A 19,995-nucleotide genomic window follows, 5' to 3' on the forward strand; every position below is an offset into this window, starting at 1 on the left:
GGAAAGTGGTGATCTCGTATCGCCCGCCGATGGGGAAAGGGACCACCACTCCCGAATCTCTCAGGCTCCAACGACAGAGGGGGAGGGCAGGTAATTGTCGACCGCACCCGTCGACCCGCCCCGACCTTGGAGCCGCCGTGATCCCGACTCGTACCTTCGCCGACCGCCATATCGGCCCTGATCAGGGCGAACTCGCCACCATCCTGCCCGTCGTCGGCGTCGGGAACCTGGACGAACTGGCCGCTCGGGCCGTGCCCGCGAGCATTCTCGACGAGATCGCCACCAACGGGCTGGAGAGCCTGCCGCCGGCCCTCTCCGAGCACGAGGCCCTGGCCGAGCTGGCCGAACTGGCCCAGTCGAACACCGTGGCCACCACCATGATCGGGCTCGGCTACTACGACACCCTCACCCCGCCCGTGCTGGTGCGCAACCTGCTCGAGAACCCGGCCTGGTATACCGCCTACACCCCGTACCAGCCGGAGATCTCGCAGGGCCGCCTGGAAGCGCTGCTCAATTTCCAGACCATGGTCTCGGAGCTGACCGGCATGGAGGTCGCCAACGCCTCCATGCTGGACGAGGCGACGGCGGCGGCCGAGGCGATGACGCTGCTGCAGCGCGCCAACCGCAAGTCCAAGTCGGTGCGGCTGCTGGTCGACGCCGATGTCTTCCCGCAGACTCGCACCCTGTTGCAGACTCGCGCGGAGCCGCTGGGCATCGAGCTCGTCGCAGCCGATCTCGCGGAAGGCGTTGTGCCGGAAGGGGATTACTTCGGTGTGCTGTTGCAGCAGCCGGGCGCCTCGGGCCGGATCATCGACTGCAAGCCGATCATCGACGCCGCGCACGAGCGCGGTGCGCTGGTCGCGGTGGGCGCGGATCTGCTGGCGATGACGTTGATCACCTCGCCCGGCGAGCAGGGCGCGGACGTCTGCTTCGGCACGACGCAGCGTTTCGGTGTGCCGCTCGGCTTCGGCGGGCCGCACGCGGGCTATCTCGCGGTGCATTCCGCGCACGCCCGCCAGCTGCCGGGCCGCCTGGTCGGCGTCTCGGTCGACGCCGACGGCAACACCGCCTACCGGCTCGCGCTGCAGACCCGCGAGCAGCACATTCGCCGCGAGAAGGCGACCTCCAACATCTGCACCGCCCAGGTGCTGCTGGCCATCGTGGCGGCCATGTACGCCTCCTACCACGGTCCGGAGGGGCTGCGGAACATCGCGCGCCGGGTGCACGGGCACGCGCAGTGGCTGGCCGCCGGGCTCGGCGACGCCGTCGTGCACCAGAGCTTCTTCGACACCGTGCTGGTCCGGGTGCCGGGCGGCGCGGAGTCGATCGTGGCCAAGGCCAAGGGCGCGGGCATCAACCTGCGCCTGGTCGACGCCGACCACGTCGCCATCGCCTGCGACGAGGTGACCACCGACGGCCACGTGGTCGCCGTGCTGGACTGCTTCGGCGCCGAGGTGCCGGTCGGGCCGGAGGGCGCGCTGTTCCACGGCCACCTGCGCCCGCACATCGAGAACCGCACCTCGGAGTTCCTGACCGCGCCCGCGTTCACCCGGTATCACACCGAGACCGCGATGCTGCGCTACCTGCGCTCGCTCTCGGACAAGGACATCGCGCTGGACCGCAGCATGATCCCGCTGGGTTCCTGCACCATGAAGCTCAACGCCACCGCCGAGATGGAGCCCATCACCTGGCCGGGGTTCAGCCGGGTGCACCCCTACGCGCCCGTCGAGGACGCGCCGGGCCTGCGCAAGCTGATCGCCGATCTGGAGGGCTGGCTCTGCGATGTCACCGGCTACGACCGGGTTTCGTTGCAGCCCAACGCCGGTAGCCAGGGCGAGTACGCGGGCCTGCTCGCGATCCGCCGCTACCACCTGGACCGCGGTGACACCCACCGCGACACCTGCCTGATCCCGTCCAGCGCGCACGGCACCAACGCCGCCTCGGCCGCCATGGTCGGCATGCGGGTGGAGGTGGTGAAGTGCCGCGAGAACGGCGACATCGACCTCGACGACCTGCGCGCCAAGATCGCCGATCACGCCGAGCGGCTGGCCTGCATCATGATCACCTACCCGTCCACGCACGGCGTGTACGAGCACGAGGTCGCCGAGCTGTGCGCCCTGGTGCACGAGGCCGGTGGGCAGGTCTATGTCGACGGTGCGAACCTCAACGCCCTGGTCGGGCTGGCCCGGCCGGGCAAGTTCGGTGGCGATGTCAGCCACCTGAACCTGCACAAGACCTTCTGCATCCCGCACGGCGGCGGCGGGCCCGGCGTCGGCCCGGTCGCGGTGCGCGAGCATCTGGCGAAGTACCTGCCCGGCAACCCGCTGGAGGCCGGTTCCTACGCGGTGTCGGCGGCCGAATTCGGTTCCGCCTCCATCCTTCCCATCACCTGGGCCTACATCCGGATGATGGGCGCCGAGGGTCTGCGCCGGGCCACCCTGACCGCCATCGCCTCGGCCAACTACATCGCCAAGCGCCTCGACGAGCACTTCCCGGTGCTCTACACCGGCGACAACGGGATGGTCGCGCACGAGTGCATCCTGGATCTGCGCGAGATCACCAAGCGCACCGGCGTCACCGTCGACGATGTGGCGAAGCGGTTGGCGGACTACGGCTTCCACGCGCCGACCATGAGCTTCCCGGTGGCGGGCACGCTGATGGTGGAGCCGACCGAGTCGGAGAATCTCGAGGAGATCGACGCGTTCTGCGCGGCGATGATCGCGATCAAGGGCGAGATCGATCAGGTCGCGGCCGGCGTGTGGCCGGTCGAGGACAACCCGCTGCGGGGCGCGCCGCACACCGCGGAATGCCTGGTGGGCGAGTGGAACCACCCCTACAGCCGGGAGACCGCGGTCTACCCGCGCGGCGTCGGCCACCCGCGGGCCAAGGTCTGGCCGTCGGTGCGCCGGATCGACGGCGCCTACGGCGACCGCAATCTGGTGTGCTCCTGCCCGCCGCTGTCGGACTACGAGGACTGAGCGCGGTGCCCGCCCCGATCACCGGGGCGGGCCTCGCGGTCAGAGGATGCCGGCGCGGGCCGCGGTCAGCGCCGCGTCGGCGGCCTTGACCGCGTCGGCCGCGGTCACCGGCTCGTGGGTGACGAAGATCCGGTAGTAGATCGGGGCCAGCGCGAAACGGATCAGCTCCTCGGCGTCGATGCTCTCCGATACTTCCCCGCGGGCCACCGCGCGCTCCACCACCACGACCGATTGTTTGCGGCGGGCGGCCGTGAAATTCTGCAGCGCGGCCGCGGCGGCGGGATTCTGCATGCCCGCGAGAATGAACGCGCAGCCGATCGCGCCGCCGTGCGGGCTGGCGAAGCCGGCCCGGACCGCCTCGGTGATGGCCCGCAGATCGCCGTCCAGGCTGCCGGTGTCGGGGATCGGAATCGGTTCGGCGGCAGCCAATTCCAGCGCGTCGGCGACCAAGCCCTCGGGACTGCCCCAGCGCCGGTAGATCGAGGTCTTGTGCACGCCGGAGCGTTTGGCGACGTTCTCGACCGTCAGGCCCTGATAGCCGCGCTGGGTCACCTCGACCAGCGTCGCCTGCCGGACCGCATCCCGGACTCGTGCACTACGTCCACCGGGGCGGCGCTGGGTCTCCACAAACAACTCCCGCTCGAGATCCGAACTCCCATCGAAGGTTTAACCCTTCGTCGGTGGCAATTCTCGCTCCCCAGTCGAACGCTAGCTCAACCGGGGGTTAAGGAGCGGTGAGCGCCTGCACCATGGCGGTGCCGAAGGCGAGGTCGTTGGATGTGGCGAACCGGCTGTAGGTACCCCCGGTCTGCTGGGCCAGCGCCTGCAACGTCTGGGTGCCCGGGCCGCCGACGACGATGATGTCGATGCGCACCGGCTTGGATTTGTCGATGCCGGCGCTGATGTCGGCGAGCAGTTTCGCGCCGGTGATCGTGGAGTCGTCGTCCGGGCCGTCGGTGAGCAGCAGGATCGAATTGGTTTTGCCCGCAACATAATTGGCGACGGCACTGCGGTAGGCGGCCAGCAGCGTGGGGTAGGCCTGATCGGTGCGGGACGGGGAGGCCGCTACCTCATCGAGCGCCGTGCTCACCGCGGTGCGCTGAGCGTCGGACAGCGCCTTGGCGGGCGCCAGCACCTCGTAGGGGGCGGTGCCGTCGAGGTTTTTGGCGAAGGCCCACAGTCCGAGGCCGAAATCCGGGGGCATCACGTTCATGGTCGACTTCAGCGCGCCGATCACGGTGGCCAGGCGGGTCGCCGAGCCGTCGATGGACGACATGGACGAGGAGGTGTCGAGCAGGATCGTGGAGTGCACGCCCAGCACGGGGTTGTCCAGTGTCGCCTGCACCTTCTCCAGTGCGCCGCGGGTGGCCCCGGCGCCGGCGGCGGGCGGCGCGGCCGCGAAGCCGGCCATGGTGAAGGTCTGGGCCTGCTCGGGCGCCCGCAGGTATTCGGCGAAGACGCTGGCGAGCAGGTTCTGCGTCTGGTCCACCCACGATCCCGACATCAGGGCGGCCGGATGGTCGGCGACCGGTGCGGTGCCGACCGGGCGGAAGATCGCGACCCCGCCGTGCGCCTGCATCTGCTGTTCGGTCGCGGGCACGGCGTGCACGGTGGCCTTGACGGGTTCCGGCGTGCCGATCTTGGTGAGTGCGGTGGTGGTATCGGCCTCGGGCGCGCCGGCGGCCAGCCCCGATACCGCGGAGACGACCTGGCCGGTCTGCACGGCCTGATCGGTGAGCGGGTCGGTGCCCGAGGTCGCGGCGGCGACGGCGGTCGCCGCCGCCAGGGTGGCGTCACCGGCGGGCAGCGCCATCTGCAACCCGCCCCAGTTCGCCAGGCCGACGGCGCTGAGCGAACCCTGTTGCAGGCCGGGCAGATCGGCCCACGTGGTCCTGGCCTGCTCCAGTGCCACCCGGAGCTCCTCGGGGACGGCGAGCACGATCGGGCTGGCCGCGATCGGCGTCGGCTCGCCCTCGATCAGGCCGGGTACCCGGGCGGCCTCGATGGACCGCGACGAACTCGGAATCCAGAGCGCGGGCTGCGGCCCGAGCACGCCGTTCCAGGCGCCGCCCGCGGTCAGCCCGGCGACCATGTCGGCCGAGGGCCGCGCGGTCACCACGACCTTCGCGCAGTGATCACGCACCTGTGGTTTGCCGGCGTTGTACTTGTCGGCGACGGCGCGCACCGGCGCCTCGATGTCCGGATCGACGGTGACGAACAGTGTCGCCTCACCCTCGACGCAGCCCGAGGCCGCCGCGCTGTCGTCCTGCGCCGCTCTGTCACTGACCTGAAACCACGCGAAAATTGCCCCGGCCAGCAACAACACGGCCACCACTGCGATAACCGGACCTTTGCTGACGCCCCGGGATCTGGCTCCGCTGCGATGTGTGCCCACGGCGCACAGTGTATGGTCACGTCCGTTTTCTCGAGCGACCGGTCAGGCCTATTCACCGCCCGGCACGAACTGCCGTTCCGCACTCGGTGCAGCCCGGCAGTCCGTGCGGCCACGGGCGCCCCCTCACTCGCGGATCATCCGGCCACGATCGAACTCGTGGCCACCCCAGACGCCGGATTGACCGGTGTCGGTGGCGAATTCGGCGCAGGCCCGCCGGATGGGGCAGCCGGCGCAGATGCCGCGGGCGTACTCGAAGTCCTCCGACGGGTACGGGAACCACGCGTCGTGGTTCGCGTCGCCGCGGCAGGCGGCGCGCAGCCAGTCCCGGGCGTCCGAGAGTGGGAGCAGGTCCGCCAGGGTCGGTTCGGTGACGTCGTCGGCCGCACGTCTCAGCTCGGTTCGGACGGTCATGTCCTTGCTCCTTTCTCTCAGGCGGTGGCCAGGTTCTTCCAGACCTGTCGTTGGCGCTTGGCCAGGTGGTTCGGCGCCTTGGGCACCCACAGCAGCCGCATGCCCGCTTCCTCCGGGGTGCGGTCGGCCTTGACCGAGTTGCACGGGCCGCAGCAGGCGACGAGGTTGCTCCAGGTGTTCGGGCCGCCGCGGCTGCGGGGCCGGATGTGGTCCACGGTGCGGGCCCAGCCGGCGCAGTAGCCGCAGCGGTGGTTGTCGCGTCGCAGCACGCCGGCCAGGGTGGCGCGGCTTTCGTCGTGCACCAGCACGCGGTGCTCGATGTACACGTACCGCAGCAGCCGAATCGTTTCCGGCAGTGGGAGTTCCAGCTGCTTGGAGCGAATCGGGAAGTGCGGCGCGCGGTCGGCGACGGTTTCGGCGGCCCCGCTCATCAGCAGCACCACGGCACGGTCGGCGCTGATCTCGTCGAGCGCCTCGAAGGAGGCGTTCAGGACCAGTACCGGGGTGTGTATCCAGTTGTCTGCGGTCAACACCACCGTGTCGGTGGCACGTCGGAACGGCATGGGGCTCACCATGTTTCGTGAAGGAAATGGACGAATGCGGGAAAGCACTGCCGTGGACGACGGCGGAGCTGCGGACGGAGGGCCGGGGCTAGCGACCGGCTCGGAGGAGCGCAGGCCGCTGATCATCGGGCGAATTCGCCGAATTCTTCATCTCGTGTGGGTGCACAGGCCGTCTCCTCCTTCCGTGTTCGTCGTCTGATTCCATGGTGGCACACGGCACCCGCCGTTGTCGGCCCATTTTCGGCCGACCGGCCGGTACCGCAGCGAATTACGTTGTGGTCAGGCCTTTTCCAGCGCCGCCGCACCGAAGGAGACGTTGAACCGGTCGCACCAGATGGACACGCTGGTGTACTGCGACAGATCGGTTCCGGCGGGAATGGCGTAGTTCTGGCTGCCCTTGTTGCCTTTGAGCCGGCCCAGGTCCAGGTGGGCGCCGTCGTCGAAGACGCCCCAGCCGTCGCGGCCCGCGCGCACGGGCGCGTCGGTGAGCCAGACGTGCAGGTCGGGGCCGTCGGAGGTGTCGAGGTCGTCCAAGCGCAGCACCTGCCCGCCGTCGGGCAGCCGCAAGATCACCAGGCTGCCGGTGGTGTCGTGCTCGTGGGAGATGAAATGGCCGATGGACAGCGGTATCGGCACCCGCGGCGCGGCGCCCGCCGACGGGCCGGGGACCGGGGTGGGCGCGGCCTCGTCGACCGTCGAATCGGTGAACAGCTTCCACGGCTGGAAGACCGCCACACCGGCCCCGAGCGCCAGGACCAGCGCGGCGGCCACCGCGAGCGCGATCTTCTTCGTGCGGGGCGTGCTGCGCGGGAACGGCATGGCACCATTCAACCGCGCGGCCGCCCGACACGCCCGTGGCGCGCTCAGCCCAGGGGGCTCTGGCCCAGCGTCACCCGCCCGGTGAACTGGAGCTGCTTGGCGCGCGGCAGCGGATGGAACTGGCAGCCGTGGATGTCGCGGTAGTGCATCTCCAGTGCGCAGGTGCGCGAATAGCCCAGGCCGCCAACGGTTTCGATGGCCAGGCGGACGGTTTCGATCAGTTTGTCCGAGGCGACGGTCTTGCGGCTCAGGGTGCGCGCCGCGTAGTCGTCGGTATTGGCGAAGCGCAGGTTCTCCGACCCGGCGAACATGGCCTCGATCAGGTCCGCTGCCGTGGTGTAGGCGTTCATCATCTCGCCGGCCAGCTGGAAGGCGTGCGGTTCGGTGCGCCCGTGCGCCAGCCCGGCGGCCAGTTCGACCGCGCTGTCGGCGACCCCGAGGTAGGCGGCCAGCACCAGCGGCAGCGCCGCGCCGATCACCACGTTGAGCAGCGGCGGCCAGACATCGGCCGGGCGGGCCAGCGAGATCGCGGCGTCGGGCACGAAGACGTCCTCGAGCACCACGGTGTGCGAACCGCTGGCCCGCAGGCCCAGGGTGTTCCAGGTCCGTTCGACGCGGACGCCGGGCGCGGACAGCGGGATGGCGCAGTGCAGGGCCTGTGCGCCGCCGGGCGCGTCGTCCCAGCGGAAGCTGGTCACCAGCACGGTGCCCGCCTCGCAGCCGCTGGCCGGCGCCTTGCGGGCGTGCACCCGGTAGCCGCCCTCGACCCGGACCGCGCGCCCGTTGGAGCCGACCCAGTCCGAGGCGCCGGTGCTCACCAGGATCGCCCCGGCCGCGACCTTGCCGAACACCGCGCTCGCGTCCTGGCCGCTGTGATGCCGCCACACCTGGGTGGCGACCAGATGCGAGTGCATCGCGAAGGCGACCGCGGTGGAGGCGTCGTGACGGCCCAATTCGCGCAGCACGGCACCCATTTCGGCATGCGTCGCGCCGCCGCCGCCGAACTCCACCGGCACCAGCGCCGCGGTCAGCCCGGCCTCGCGCAACTGATCGAAGGCGGCGAGATTGATCTCACCGGTGCGGTCGCGCTCGGCGACCTCGGGGGCCAGCGTGGCCCCAACGGTCCGGGCCAGGGCGACCCAGTCGGTGGTGGTCCGGGAATCGGCAGTAGTTGTCGTCATGCCCGAGAGCTACGGGCCCCTCCGCGCCCCGGTTCACCTGCGCGATCATCGCGGCCGAGATTCACCCCTGGGGTGGGGTCCGGCGCACCCTGTGCCCGGACCCCGCGGGCCTCAGAGGTTGCCGACGGCGTGTTCCAGGCGCTGCGCGACCAGCTCGCGCGCGGCCTCGCGCAGCGCCGGGCGGTAGCCGGAGGGGTAGACCGGGTCGCCCGCCGCGTAGTTCTTGAGGACCTCCTTGGCCAAGGTGATCTTGTGCACCTCGGTCGGCCCGTCGGCGATGGCCATGATCTGGGCGTAGTTCATCATGTCGACGAAGGGCAGGTCGGTGCTGACGCCGATGGCGCCGTGCAGGTGCATGGCCCGCTGCGCGATGTCGTGCATCACCTTGGGCATGGCCACCTTGATGGCGGCGATGTCGTGGCGGACCTTGCGGTAGTCCTGCTCCTTGTCGATGCGCCAAGCGGTGCGCAGCACGAGCAGCCGGAACTGCTCCATCTCGATCCAGGACTCGGCGATCTTGTCCTGGGTCATCTGGAAGCCGCCGAGCACGCCCTTGCGCATGGGCCGCGACACCGCGCGCTCGCACATCATGTCGAAAGCCTTGCGCACCATGGCGACCGTGCGCATGGCGTGGTGGACCCGACCACCGCCCAGGCGGGTCTGGGCGACGATGAAGCCGAGCCCTTCGGCGCCGAGCAGCGCGTCGGCGGGCACCCGGACATCGGTGAAGCGCAGGTGGCCCTCGTTCTCGGAGAAGCCGGGCACGGTGAAGTTCTTGACGATCTCCAGGCCGGGCGCGTCCGCCGGGACGATGAACATCGACAGGCGCTGGTGCGGGGCCGCCTCCGGATCGGTGACGACCATGACGATGTGGAAGGAGGCGAATTCGGCGGCGGAGTTGAACCACTTCTCGCCGTTGATGACCCAGTCGTCACCGTCGCGCACCGCCAGGGTCTTGAACGCGGTCGGATCCGAGCCGCCGGTGGGCTCGGTCATGACGTAGCAGGACCCGATCTCACCGTCGAGCAGCGGCTGCAGGTACTTCGCCTTCTGCTCGGGCGTGCCGAAGTGGGCCAGAATCTCGGCGTTGCCGGAATCCGGTGCCTGACAACCGAAGACCAGCGGCGCCCACTTGGACGTGCCGATCACCTCGTTGAGCAGCGCCAGCTTCACCTGCCCGTAGCCGGGACCGCCGAGCTCGGGGCCGAGGTGGCAGGCCCACAGGCCCTGCTCCTTGACCTTGTCCTGCAGCGGCTTCATCAGCGCTCGGACCTCGGTGTTCTTGCGGTCGTAGGGTTCGGGGTAGATCAGGTCGAGGGGTTCCACCTCGGCCTTGACGAACTCCGCCACCCAGTCCAGCTTCCGCTGGTACTCCGGGTCGGTCTCGAAATCCCAAGCCATGATCAGCCTTTCGTGTGAAGTTACAGCGTCTTGTCGGTGGTGATGCCGTCGAGGAAGGTTTCGGCGAGCAAATCGGCGATCTCGCCGGGGGAGTGGTTGCCGTCCGGGCGGTACCAGACGGTCACCATGTTCAACATGCCGAGCAGGCTGTTGGTGATGACGTGATCGGCGGTGCGCAGCAGGCCGGCCGCGTGGCCGTCGTCGAGCACCCGCTGCCAGCAGTCCTGCACGTCGTCGCGCAGGTCCTGCAGTTGCACGGCCCGTTCGCCGGTCAGCGCGGTGACATCGCGCAGCTGGATCGCGACCTCGCGCCGGTGCGCGATGATCAGGCCCACATAGCTGTGAATCAGCTTGTGTAGCTTGGTGATCGGGTCGTGTCCGGAGGCGGCGATGGTCTCGGCGTCGGTGCGCATGAGCTGGATGTAGTCGCGCAGGATCTGCCAGAGCAGTTCCTCCTTGGAGCCGATGTGGTAGTAGAGCGCGCCGCGCTGCACATTGGCGCGATCGCCGATCTCGGCGACGCCGGTGCCGTGGAAACCCTTGTCCGCGAACAACTCCACCGCCGCCTCGACGATCCGCTCGCGGGTGTCCCCGGCGGTGGACTCGGAGGCGGGTGGGCGGCCGCGCCGCCGGGCGGGCGCGCTCATGTCCACGGGTCCAGGATGATCTTGCTGACGCCGTCGGCCCGGTCCGCGAACAGCTTGTAGCCCGCCTCGCCCTCCGACATCGGCATCCGGTGGGTGACAACGGCTTCCGGCCGTAGCCGCCCGGCCGCGGTGAGCCGCAGCAGCGCGGGCAGCTCGTACTGGATCGAGCACAGCCCGATATGGAACTCGAGTTCCTTCACCTGCGCGAGCGGCATGTGCATCGGGTAGGCGGCGTTCTGGCTGACGCCGATCACACTGACCCGTCCACGCGGGCGCACCGCGCTCGTCGCCAGCTTGATGGTGGCGTCCGCCCCGACCGCCTCGATCGCGACGTCCGCGCCACCGTCGAGCAGGTCGCGGATCGCGACTTTGGGATCGTCGGACTCGACCGGCTCCGCGCCGAGTTCGGCGGCGCGCGCCCGGCGTTCGGCGACCAGGTCCACGCCCAGCACCCGCGCCGCGCCCATCGCGAACGCCGACTGCACGGCCATCAGCCCGACCGGCCCCAGGCCGATCACCACCACATGGTCACCGGGTGTGATTCGGGCCCGGCGCGCCCCGTACCAGGCGGTGGGCGCGTTGTCGGTGAGCACGATGGCCGCCTCGTCGGAGACCGAATCGGGCAGGCGCACCAGGTTTCCGGTCGCGTGCGGCACCGCGAGATACTGGGCCTGCGCACCGGCCAGCGCGCCGCCGAGCCCGTAGCAGACATCGATCGGCAGCGGATGCCGCTCGCACCCGCTCACCAGACCCTGGCGGCAGTTCGCGCAGCGGTCGCACCCGGCGGAGGCGGGCACCAGCACCCGGTCGCCGATCGCGAAACCGTGTGCGCCGGGCCCGAGTTCGACGATCTCGCCCGCCGCTTCGTGCCCGACGCCGTAGCCCGTGCCCGGCACGAAGCCGTGCCCGCCGTAGATGTGCAGATCGCTGCCGCAGATCCCGGCCGCGGTCACCCGCACGATCGCGCCGTCGGCGCCGGGCAGCACCGGATCGGGCACCTCGCTGTAGGAGATCTGCTGTGGCCCCGCGTAAGTGAGCGCTTTCATCGCCATCCTCCATCGAGTGCGAGCGTGGATCCGGTGGCGAACGCCGACGCCTCGGTCGCGAAATACAGTGCGGCCCCGACGACATCGGCCGGTTGCCCGATCCGCCGCAGGGCGTTGTGGCTACTCAGGTAGCCGACCATCTCCTCGGACCAGGCCTTGGCGATGTCGGTGGCGAACGGCCCGCACTGGATGGCGTTGACCCGCACCTTCGGCCCGTAGGTCTGGGCGAGCCCGGCGGTCAGGTTGTTCAGCGCCGCCTTGGCCGCCGCGTAGGGCAGGGCCAGTGGTTCGGGGTGGGTGGCCTCGATCGAGGAGATGTTGATGATGCGCCCGCCCGCGCCCGCCGCCATCCGCGACCCGATCAGCGCCGAAAGCCGGAACGGCCCTTTGAGATTGACGCCGATGACCTTGTCGAACACGGCCTCGGTCACCTCGTCCAGGCTCGGGTAGAGCAGCGACATGCCCGCGTTGTTGACCAGCACGTCGACCTGGCCGAACTCCGCGTAGGCCGTCTCGACCAGCGCGCCGCACTGGTCCCAGTCGCTGACATTGCAGGCCACCGGCAGCGCGCGCCGCCCGTAGGTGGCCTTGACCTCCTCGGCCAGCGCGACAGCGCCGTCGAGCTTGCGGCCCGCGATCACGACATCCGCGCCCGCCGCCGCGAATGCCAGCACCATTTCGCGGCCCAGCCCGCGGCTGCCGCCCGTCACCAGGGCGATCTGGTCGAGCAAGGGTTGATCGGGCATCCGGCCTCCTGCGCCACGTAATGTTCCGATCAGTACATTAAATCGGGCACGGGTTAGAATCAAGAGGCTGACCGGCCGACCGCCGGCATCGCCCAGGCCGCAGCCGGACATCACCGGAACAGATTGCGTGCAGTTTGTGTTGACCCGACGCACGGACCAGCGTCTACCGGCGGGTAACATTACGAGCGTCTTATTTAACCCGGTTCTTCTCGACAAGTGAGGCATGAGATGACAGAGCGGATTCAAGTCGGTGGCCTTCAGGTGGCCAGTGTTCTCCACGATTTCGTCGAGAACGAGGCCCTTCCCGGCACCGGCGTAGATTCCGCGGCGTTCTGGACGGGCGCCGAGCAGGTCATCAACGATCTCGCCCCGCGCAATCGCGCCCTGCTGGCCGAGCGCGACGAGATCCAGGCCAAGCTCGACGCGTGGCACGCCGCGAACCCCGGCACCGGCTACGACAAGGCTGCCTACAAGACCTTCCTGACCGAGATCGGCTACCTGCGCCCCGAGCCGGCCGATTTCCAGATCAGCACCCAGAACGTCGACGACGAGATCGCCGTGCAGGCCGGCCCGCAGTTGGTCGTGCCGGTGATGAACGCGCGCTTCGCGATCAACGCCGCCAACGCGCGCTGGGGCTCGCTCTACGACGCGCTGTACGGCACCGATGTGATCTCCGAGGACAACGGCGCGGAGAAGGGCACCGGCTACAACAAGGTGCGCGGCGACAAGGTCATCGAGTGGGGCCGCAACTTCCTCGACGACGTCGCCACCCTGATCACCAGCTCGCACCTGGGCTCGACCAGCTACAGCATCGTCGACGACGAGCTCGAGGTCGGCCTGGAAGACGGCACCACCATCGGCCTGGCCGATCCGTCGCTGCTCGTCGGCTACCTCGGTGATCCGGCCGCGCCCACCTCGATCCTGCTCAAGCACAACGGGCTGCACATCGAGATCCAGATCGACGCCGAGTCGCCCATCGGGTCCACCGACACCGCCGGCGTCAAGGACATCGTGCTGGAGTCCGCGATCACCACGATCATGGACTTCGAGGACTCGGTCGCCGCCGTCGACGCCGAGGACAAGACCGTCTGCTACCGCAACTGGCTCGGCCTGATGCGCGGCACCCTGGCCGAAGAGGTCAGCAAGGGCGGCAAGACCTTCACCCGCACCATGAACCCGGACCGCGTCTACACCGCGCTGGACGGCAGCGATCTCGTGCTGCACGGCCGGTCGCTGCTGTTCGTGCGCAACGTGGGTCACCTGATGACCTCCGACGCGATCATCGATGCCGAAGGCAACGAGGTGCCCGAGGGCATCCTCGACGGCCTGATCACCTCGCTGATCGCCAAGCACGCGCTCAACGGCGACACCGAGTTGAAGAACACCCGCAAGGGCTCGGTCTACATCGTGAAGCCGAAGATGCACGGCCCCGACGAGGTCGCCTTCACCAACGAGCTGTTCGGCCGCGTCGAAGAGGTCATCGGCGTGCCCGCCAACACCCTCAAGGTCGGCATCATGGACGAGGAGCGCCGCACCACGGTGAACCTCAAGGCGTGCATCAACGCCGCGTCCGAGCGTGTGGTGTTCATCAACACCGGCTTCCTGGACCGCACCGGCGACGAGATCCACACCTCCATGGAGGCCGGGCCGATGGTCCGCAAGGCCGACATGAAGTCCCAGCAGTGGATCAAGTCCTACGAGGACTGGAACGTCGACACCGGCCTGGCGACCGGTCTGCCCGGCAAGGCGCAGATCGGCAAGGGCATGTGGGCCATGCCCGACCTGATGGCCGACATGCTCGTCCAGAAGATCGGCCACCCCAAGGCCGGCGCCAACACCGCGTGGGTCCCCTCGCCGACCGCCGCCACCCTGCACGCCACCCACTACCACCAGGTGGACGTCTTCAAGCAGCAGGCTCAGCTCGCCAAGGGCGGCCCCCGCGCCACCGTCGACGAGATCCTCGAGATCCCGCTCGCCCAGGACACCAACTGGACCGCCGAGGAGAAGCAGCAGGAGCTGGACAACAACTCCCAGGGCATCCTCGGCTACGTGGTGCGCTGGATCGACCAGGGCGTCGGCTGCTCCAAGGTCCCCGACATCCGCGACGTCGGCCTGATGGAAGACCGTGCCACCCTGCGCATCTCGAGCCAGCAGGTCGCCAACTGGCTGCGCCACGGCGTCGTCACCGAGGACGAGGTGCTGGCCAGCCTGGAGCGCATGGCCCCGGTCGTCGACGGCCAGAACACCGGCGACTCGAACTACCGCCCGCTCTCGCCGGACTTCGCCGGCAGCATCGCCTTCCAGGCCGCCAAGGAGCTGGTGTTCGAGGGCACCAAGCAGCCCAACGGTTACACGGAGCCGATCCTGCACCGTCGTCGTCGTGAGGCGAAGGCCGCCTTCAAGTGAGTGCTGTTCAGTAGTTGAAAAGTAGCTTGTAGCAGCTCTTTTCGCGCGAGGCCCCGCACCGGAGAACCCGGCGCGGGGCCTCTTGCATAACTGGAGATCAGCTCGAATACTGGCGTGTCACGCTCAAAACAGCCATAAAAACGGCCACATGCGGGGGAGCGGTCATCGTCCGGCAGAGGTTGTCTACCAGCGGCTCAGGCCTCCGCGGAGAGCCGCTCGTGCAGAGGCGGGCGTGTCGATTGGATCTTCAAAGGATTCGGCCCTCAGGCGAGACTTCGCAGGTGTTGGACGATGACGTCTTCGGCCGTGTGCGCCGCGCTGGCATCGCCGAGCAGTGAGTGCAGAGCTATTCCGTCGATCAGTGCGTGCAGCCGGATCGCCTCGGCCTCGATGTCGAGAGCGGGCCTGATCAGCCCGTATTCGGCCAGCCGGGTCAGCACCGTCACGCAGCCAGCGCGCAGTTCCCGGTAGGCGTCCAGCGCAATTTCCTTCAGGAGCGGGTGCGCCGGACTTTCGGCGACCAGGGCGAGATTGACGTCCATCTCGCAGCGCCGATCGGCGTCGAGCGGCAGAAACTCGGCGATGACCGCGAGGGCTCGTTCCCAGGGGGCGGTGATCGTCACGTGCGCCTCGGCTCGTTCGCGAACTCGCTTCTGCACCAGTCGCATCGAATAAGCCAGCAGTTCTGTCTTACTGGCGAACACGTGGCGCAGGGACCCGGTCGAAATCCCGGCCTCCGCTGCTACATCCCGGACCGACACCGCGCTCACCCCGTCGCGCTGGATCACCCGCCAGACCGCCTCGGCAATCTCCTGCTGTCGCTGCGCATGGTCGATGAGTTTGGGCACCTAGCTATGGTAGTACAGTCGTACTAGCAAAGGCGGCTCGGCGGGCCGGTCGCCCGGATTCGAAGGAGAAGCATGCGCAACCACGTCATTTCGATCCTCATCGGCGTCGCATTGTTGGCTATCGGTTTGGCGCTGTGGTTGTTCGCCCGCGACATCGAGACGCCTGTGATTTCGTTGCACAAGATAGGCGTGGTGGTGGCGATCATCGGCGGCCTCGACGTCGCGAGTTCCGTGTTCGCCATGGTCAAGCGGCGGTACTGGAACCCCGACACATCGAGCCGGTCGGCATAGTCGATCTCACGAACCTCGAACAGGACCCTTGGGGAATGTTGTCCCAGGTGGTTCGGCAAGCGACAAGTACCGTTCGCACCGCGGTCGAAGTGCAAGCCAGCGAAGGGCCGGACATTAAACTCCTGCACGCGATTCAGGATCGAGGTGGAGGGGAACGATGCACAGGGCCAACGAGCGGGATTCATCGGACAACGCAGCGCCGCAGGGACTTCCAGTCACTGCACGGGGGGATCTCGAGCTCGCGCCGAACGCCGCAGCACGAGGGGCGGCGCAGCGTCGGCGAGCGGCAGTACTCGCGAGCGTGACCGTCATTGTCGCAGCCGCGATGGCGGTCGGGTGCGCGATAGGCGACGACAACTCCACGGGCGCAACCGAAAGCAGCGTGCGCACACCCGAGGAGAGACCGGTGACCGCGCAGGTTTCCCCGGTCGAAGAGCGGACCACGATCGCGATCAGCGATGGTGCGTGGGACGGGCGGATCATCCTGAGTCTAACGTGCTCGCCGCGGGGCGAAATGCCTTGTGCTGCTGCACTTCCAGGTCTTTGTCGCGGATTTCCGCACAATCCGTTGCGGCTACAAGGAGTGCCAATACTTGCGAGAGTGATTGTGTAATCCAATCCTTCGCCTTTGCCTTGGCATCCACGGTCGATGCTGTGGCATAGTGTAGCCGTCGCTGCTCCGGGCGTTTCGGGCAGCCTGAGACGTTGAAGAAGGAAGTTGCGATGAAACCATCACTCGCCGCCGCAGTCCTGGCCGGTGGGCTAATGCTGGCCCCCGTGGCCGCCGCCCACGCATCCACCGAACCGGCCACCCCGGTCGGCTGTTTCAACTCGAGTTCACTGCCCTGTGACCCTTTCGGTGACCTGCTGAAAGCCTTGATCAGCGGTTCGTCCAGCCTGAGCGGTGGCATCGCATAGTTCTGAGTTCGCAACACGACCAGTGGCACGGGCCCGGTCGGTCTTGGACTGGAAGTCGGCCAGCAGTCCCGGCCGGTAGGCGGGGCTACGCAGCCACAACTGCTCTGGCCCGAGGACTGAGTCCCGCCATGCCGCGGCCCGCGCGTGCTGGCAGCTTTTCGCTCTGCCGAACGGATATTCGCTCACGCCGAAGTGAGTGCAGTGGTCGACGTTCGTGGCCTGGCGAGGATCGCCCGCCAGGTGATGCTGATTCCGGCAGCCTGTGCGACCACAACGGCAGAGTGGTGGCACCTCCGTCTACTTATCCGCCGTGTACGGCACCGGGCGAGTGATGATCAGGGGCCGATATGGAGGTGGGCGGCCCAGGCAGAGAAGGTGCTGGGGAATTCGTCGCGGAAGCTAACGGTCGCGGTGTGTAGTGCGAACGCCGCATCGGTGACGTCGATGGCATTGTCGCGGGCGATACCGTAGTAGAAGTCGACGGCCATCCGCTGAGAGGCGAATTCGCCGATGGGCCATAGGGTTCCGATCACCTGCCGATAGCCGGCCAAGTGGAGTGCGCCGGAGAGGTGCACGGCTTCATCAACCAGTGCGTCGCTGCTGATCGAGGTTTCGCAGGCCGACAGGTAGGCGAGTTCGGTGTCGAGTCGTTGTTTGTTGAGCACGCCGACCTCGACCAGCGATACCGCATCGATGTGGACATCATCTGGCCCCGCTTGTGGACGGTGCTCCCTGAAGCGGTTCGCATCGATCCTGCACGGTGGAGTGCTCTCTATCGGATCCGGAATTCGATCGAGTATCCGAACCTCCGTCGTGAAGGCCGGCGGATCCTTGCCGCCGTAGGAAGCGACCGGGCTCGGTGGCCCGTGGTCGGGTAGTCTCGCCGGGAGCCGCACAGCATGACGACCGGAGCAGCGCCCTCGCTGACCGCCCTCTCGCAGGGCGATGGAAGTCGGCCGGCCGACCGGCTCGGGGGAGGATTCAGCCGATGATCAGGGGGGCCTCACGGCGCGTGCGGTTTTGCGGGTTCGCGTTGTGCGCACTCGTTTTCGGCGGCTGTACGAGTGTCGTGCCCGCGGGAACCGCCGCGACGATCACCCTTCCCGGAGCACCGACGGCGATCGCGGTCGACTCCGAAACCCGAACAGCGTGGATCGGTTTCGATCGCTCCGTTTCCGTTGTCGACACGGCCGACAGGTCGGTTCTGGCGTCGATCGCTCTGGACGGCGTCCCGATCGCCATTGCGATCGGACTCGGCCGAGTGTTCATCACGTACGCCGATTCGGACAACATCGCCGTTCTCGACCTTCACGATCGATCGGTTCGCGCCACCGTTGCCGTTGGGCGTGATCCCGGCGGTCTCGCGGTTGACCCGGTAACCAGCACGGTCTGGGTGGTGAACACCATGGCCGATACCGTTTCGGTCATCGATGTCGACAGCGCTTCCGTCGTCGCGACGATCCTGGTGGGCACCCGGCCGCGCGGTATCGGAATCGATACCCGGGCGCGCGTGGCGTATGTCGCGAACTACGGGGGGTCCCTGTCGGTCGTCAACGCCGACACCCGCGCGGTGACATCGACCATCCCGGTCGACGAGTCCCCGATGGACCTGGTGGTCAGCACCGAGGGGCATGCCGCGTGCTATTCGACGTATTCCGACTTGCCGCCCAACGACAACACCAAGGTGCACTGTGTCGACAGCACCTCGAATGCCCGGATCGCCGGCATCGACGTCGGCCACGTGGTCGGCGCTCTCGCCTTCGACGGCACCGGGCGGACGGTGTATGTGGCCGACCGAGGCGGTGGCAACCGCGTGTCTGTCGTCGACCTTTCCACGGGCACGGTGACCAAACGCCTCGATGTCGGCGCGAAACCGATCGCGATCGCGGTCGACTCCGCTTCCGGCGCAACGTATGTCGTCAAGAACGGCACCGACATGGTCTCGGTGCTCGACCCGCAATGAGTCGCTGTGCCGTAGCGGCACGCCATGGGCTGACTCCGGGACAAATCGAGGGGGAGAGTTGAACGACCTTTTCAAAGCCGATCCGGAGCGGATTCTGGAACTCGGCCAGAAATTCAGCGCCGCGAATACATCCATCGACAGCACGTCGGGTGACCGCGAAATCGACAACGTGATAGCAAGCCTCAGCACATCGGCCTGTGCGCAGGCGTGCGCCGATGGCGTAATCCGCGCCGGCGGCATGATGTCCACGATCGCCGATCACTGGCGGGTGCTCGGCGAGGGCGCGATCGCGAGCTCCAAGGCCTACACCGAACTCGACGCCGACTACGGACAGCGAATCTCCGAAATCACCAAGGAGTTGTGGTGACCATTCCTACCGTCGGCCAGGCCAAGGACTGGAGACCGGAGACGCTGCTGGCCCAGGCCGACGAATGGCGTAGCAAACGCGACGCGCTGACCGTAGGGGATGGCAGCGCTACGCACGCCGTCGATCAGGCACGCGACGCGTGGCAAGGACGTGCCGCCGAGGCAATGCTGGTCCGGCACCAGAGGGCGCAGGCGGATGCCGCGACGACATCGGTGTCCCTGGAGCGCGGATCCGGCGCCGCCCAACGCGCCTACGCCTCGGTGTCGGCTGCGCGCCAGACGGTGCTGCAGGCGGTCGACGACGCCGAGAAGGCCGGGTTCCGGGTCAGCGATGCCGGTGTCGCGGCCGCGTCGGGGGCACCGCGTGCCTCGGCAATCGCCGAAGGTACCGAGGCAACGGTGAGCGGCGCCGAACATACCGCCCGAATCCAATCGGCACTCGCGAATCTCGCAACCGCGGACGCTGTCGGGGCAGCGGAGATCCGTGCGGCGTTCAGCGATCTGCCGATGACGGTTTCCGACGGCGCGGGCGGAAACGAAAAGAAGTGCTGCGCGGCCTTTCCCATCGACTGTCTCAACGCCGTGACCCGCAACAATGCGGACAGCGTCGCGGAGGACGAATCGAAGAAATACTTTCCGGGTGGTGGCGGCGAAACCCGGCAGGATGCCTGCCGGCACTGCATCTTCCCGGCGATGTTGACCTCGTGGGGGACAGAGACCTTCGCGCGTTGCGTCGGCGAGGCGCACGAACGCGATCACCAGCATCCCGATGCCGAGTCCAACGACCCGGACAAGCGGCGGTACGCGGTCGCGGCCGAGAAGATGGACCGCTACAACAACGAGACGGGCATCCGAGTCGGGCTCCGGAACGAGGACAACACCGCAGCCATCATCGCGGAGTGTGTGACGTTGACCAACGCGGCCCAGCGGGCGCACATCGACCACATGCCCGAGACCAGCACCGCGGGACGGGACTTGATCTTCCTTCTCGAGTAGGCGGGTGCCCGGAACGGTCG

The 19,995-nt window shown here is 68.2% G+C and carries 19 protein-coding genes; 6 read left to right on the plus strand and 13 right to left on the minus strand.

Translation table 11 applies throughout. From position 1 onward, the window contains the following. Window positions 1-137 precede the first annotated feature (137 nt). Window positions 138-2,978: an aminomethyl-transferring glycine dehydrogenase gene (gene gcvP, locus AB0H76_RS15670; RefSeq protein ID WP_357323340.1), complete on the plus strand. Its 2,841-nt coding sequence runs from the start codon at window positions 138-140 to the stop codon at window positions 2,976-2,978. A gap of 39 nt (window positions 2,979-3,017) precedes the next feature. On the opposite strand, the gene AB0H76_RS15675 is transcribed toward gcvP, so the two are convergent. The 10 genes from AB0H76_RS15675 to AB0H76_RS15720 form a co-directional block, all read right to left on the minus strand. Further along, the gene (locus tag AB0H76_RS15675) at window positions 3,018-3,605 is read right to left on the minus strand and encodes a TetR/AcrR family transcriptional regulator (protein WP_357323342.1); all 588 of its coding nucleotides are present in this window, start codon (window positions 3,603-3,605) and stop codon (window positions 3,018-3,020) included. A 97-nt stretch (window positions 3,606-3,702) separates the two neighbouring features. Continuing rightward, on the minus strand, window positions 3,703-5,313 hold the full coding sequence (locus tag AB0H76_RS15680; protein ID WP_357323345.1) for a VWA domain-containing protein: 1,611 nt from the start codon (window positions 5,311-5,313) through the stop codon (window positions 3,703-3,705). A gap of 183 nt (window positions 5,314-5,496) precedes the next feature. After that, window positions 5,497-5,784, minus strand: coding sequence for a WhiB family transcriptional regulator (locus tag AB0H76_RS15685; RefSeq protein WP_357323347.1), 288 nt, complete (start codon window positions 5,782-5,784; stop codon window positions 5,497-5,499). A 17-nt stretch (window positions 5,785-5,801) separates the two neighbouring features. Beyond that, window positions 5,802-6,347: an HNH endonuclease gene (locus AB0H76_RS15690; RefSeq protein ID WP_357323350.1), complete on the minus strand. Its 546-nt coding sequence runs from the start codon at window positions 6,345-6,347 to the stop codon at window positions 5,802-5,804. Between the two features lie 279 nt (window positions 6,348-6,626). Further along, window positions 6,627-7,166: a DM13 domain-containing protein gene (locus AB0H76_RS15695; protein ID WP_357323353.1), complete on the minus strand. Its 540-nt coding sequence runs from the start codon at window positions 7,164-7,166 to the stop codon at window positions 6,627-6,629. Between the two features lie 44 nt (window positions 7,167-7,210). Further along, on the minus strand, window positions 7,211-8,347 hold the full coding sequence (locus tag AB0H76_RS15700; RefSeq protein ID WP_357323356.1) for an acyl-CoA dehydrogenase family protein: 1,137 nt from the start codon (window positions 8,345-8,347) through the stop codon (window positions 7,211-7,213). Between the two features lie 111 nt (window positions 8,348-8,458). Beyond that, the gene (locus AB0H76_RS15705; protein WP_357323358.1) at window positions 8,459-9,748 is read right to left on the minus strand and encodes an acyl-CoA dehydrogenase family protein; all 1,290 of its coding nucleotides are present in this window, start codon (window positions 9,746-9,748) and stop codon (window positions 8,459-8,461) included. 20 nt (window positions 9,749-9,768) lie between these two features. Beyond that, the gene (locus AB0H76_RS15710; protein WP_357326194.1) at window positions 9,769-10,395 is read right to left on the minus strand and encodes a TetR/AcrR family transcriptional regulator; all 627 of its coding nucleotides are present in this window, start codon (window positions 10,393-10,395) and stop codon (window positions 9,769-9,771) included. Then, on the minus strand, window positions 10,392-11,441 hold the full coding sequence (locus AB0H76_RS15715) for an alcohol dehydrogenase catalytic domain-containing protein (protein ID WP_357323360.1): 1,050 nt from the start codon (window positions 11,439-11,441) through the stop codon (window positions 10,392-10,394). Before AB0H76_RS15715 ends, AB0H76_RS15710 begins: the two co-directional genes overlap by 4 nt. Then, entirely contained in the window at window positions 11,438-12,187 is a 750-nt protein-coding gene (locus tag AB0H76_RS15720) for a glucose 1-dehydrogenase (RefSeq protein WP_357323363.1), read from the minus strand. Before AB0H76_RS15720 ends, AB0H76_RS15715 begins: the two co-directional genes overlap by 4 nt. Window positions 12,188-12,415: 228 nt before the next feature. On the opposite strand from AB0H76_RS15720, the gene AB0H76_RS15725 reads away from it, so the two are divergent. Next, entirely contained in the window at window positions 12,416-14,593 is a 2,178-nt protein-coding gene (locus AB0H76_RS15725) for a malate synthase G (protein ID WP_357323366.1), read from the plus strand. A 263-nt stretch (window positions 14,594-14,856) separates the two neighbouring features. On the opposite strand, the gene AB0H76_RS15730 is transcribed toward AB0H76_RS15725, so the two are convergent. After that, on the minus strand, window positions 14,857-15,441 hold the full coding sequence (locus tag AB0H76_RS15730; protein WP_357323369.1) for a TetR family transcriptional regulator C-terminal domain-containing protein: 585 nt from the start codon (window positions 15,439-15,441) through the stop codon (window positions 14,857-14,859). Between the two features lie 72 nt (window positions 15,442-15,513). Between AB0H76_RS15730 and AB0H76_RS15735 the strand changes: the two genes are divergently transcribed. Continuing rightward, window positions 15,514-15,732 carry a DUF5708 family protein gene (locus tag AB0H76_RS15735; RefSeq protein WP_357323372.1) on the plus strand — a complete coding sequence of 73 codons (219 nt, stop codon included), beginning with the start codon at window positions 15,514-15,516 and terminating at the stop codon, window positions 15,730-15,732. 479 nt (window positions 15,733-16,211) lie between these two features. Here AB0H76_RS15735 and AB0H76_RS15740 read toward each other — a convergent pair whose 3' ends face one another. Both AB0H76_RS15740 and AB0H76_RS15745 read right to left on the minus strand, forming a co-directional pair. Continuing rightward, on the minus strand, window positions 16,212-16,679 hold the full coding sequence (locus AB0H76_RS15740) for a hypothetical protein (RefSeq protein WP_357323375.1): 468 nt from the start codon (window positions 16,677-16,679) through the stop codon (window positions 16,212-16,214). A gap of 306 nt (window positions 16,680-16,985) precedes the next feature. Further along, entirely contained in the window at window positions 16,986-17,315 is a 330-nt protein-coding gene (locus AB0H76_RS15745) for a CHAT domain-containing protein (protein ID WP_357323378.1), read from the minus strand. 194 nt (window positions 17,316-17,509) lie between these two features. Between AB0H76_RS15745 and AB0H76_RS15750 the strand changes: the two genes are divergently transcribed. From AB0H76_RS15750 to AB0H76_RS15760, 3 genes are read left to right on the plus strand one after another with little or no spacing between them, the layout of a single operon-like run. Further along, the gene (locus AB0H76_RS15750) at window positions 17,510-18,613 is read left to right on the plus strand and encodes a YncE family protein (RefSeq protein ID WP_357323381.1); all 1,104 of its coding nucleotides are present in this window, start codon (window positions 17,510-17,512) and stop codon (window positions 18,611-18,613) included. A 58-nt stretch (window positions 18,614-18,671) separates the two neighbouring features. Next, the gene (locus tag AB0H76_RS15755) at window positions 18,672-18,980 is read left to right on the plus strand and encodes a hypothetical protein (RefSeq protein ID WP_357323384.1); all 309 of its coding nucleotides are present in this window, start codon (window positions 18,672-18,674) and stop codon (window positions 18,978-18,980) included. Further along, window positions 18,977-19,975: a hypothetical protein gene (locus AB0H76_RS15760; protein ID WP_357323387.1), complete on the plus strand. Its 999-nt coding sequence runs from the start codon at window positions 18,977-18,979 to the stop codon at window positions 19,973-19,975. Before AB0H76_RS15755 ends, AB0H76_RS15760 begins: the two co-directional genes overlap by 4 nt. Window positions 19,976-19,995 lie beyond the last annotated feature (20 nt).

This window comes from Nocardia sp. NPDC050712, from assembly GCF_040654295.1.
Taxonomy (GTDB): domain Bacteria; phylum Actinomycetota; class Actinomycetes; order Mycobacteriales; family Mycobacteriaceae; genus Nocardia.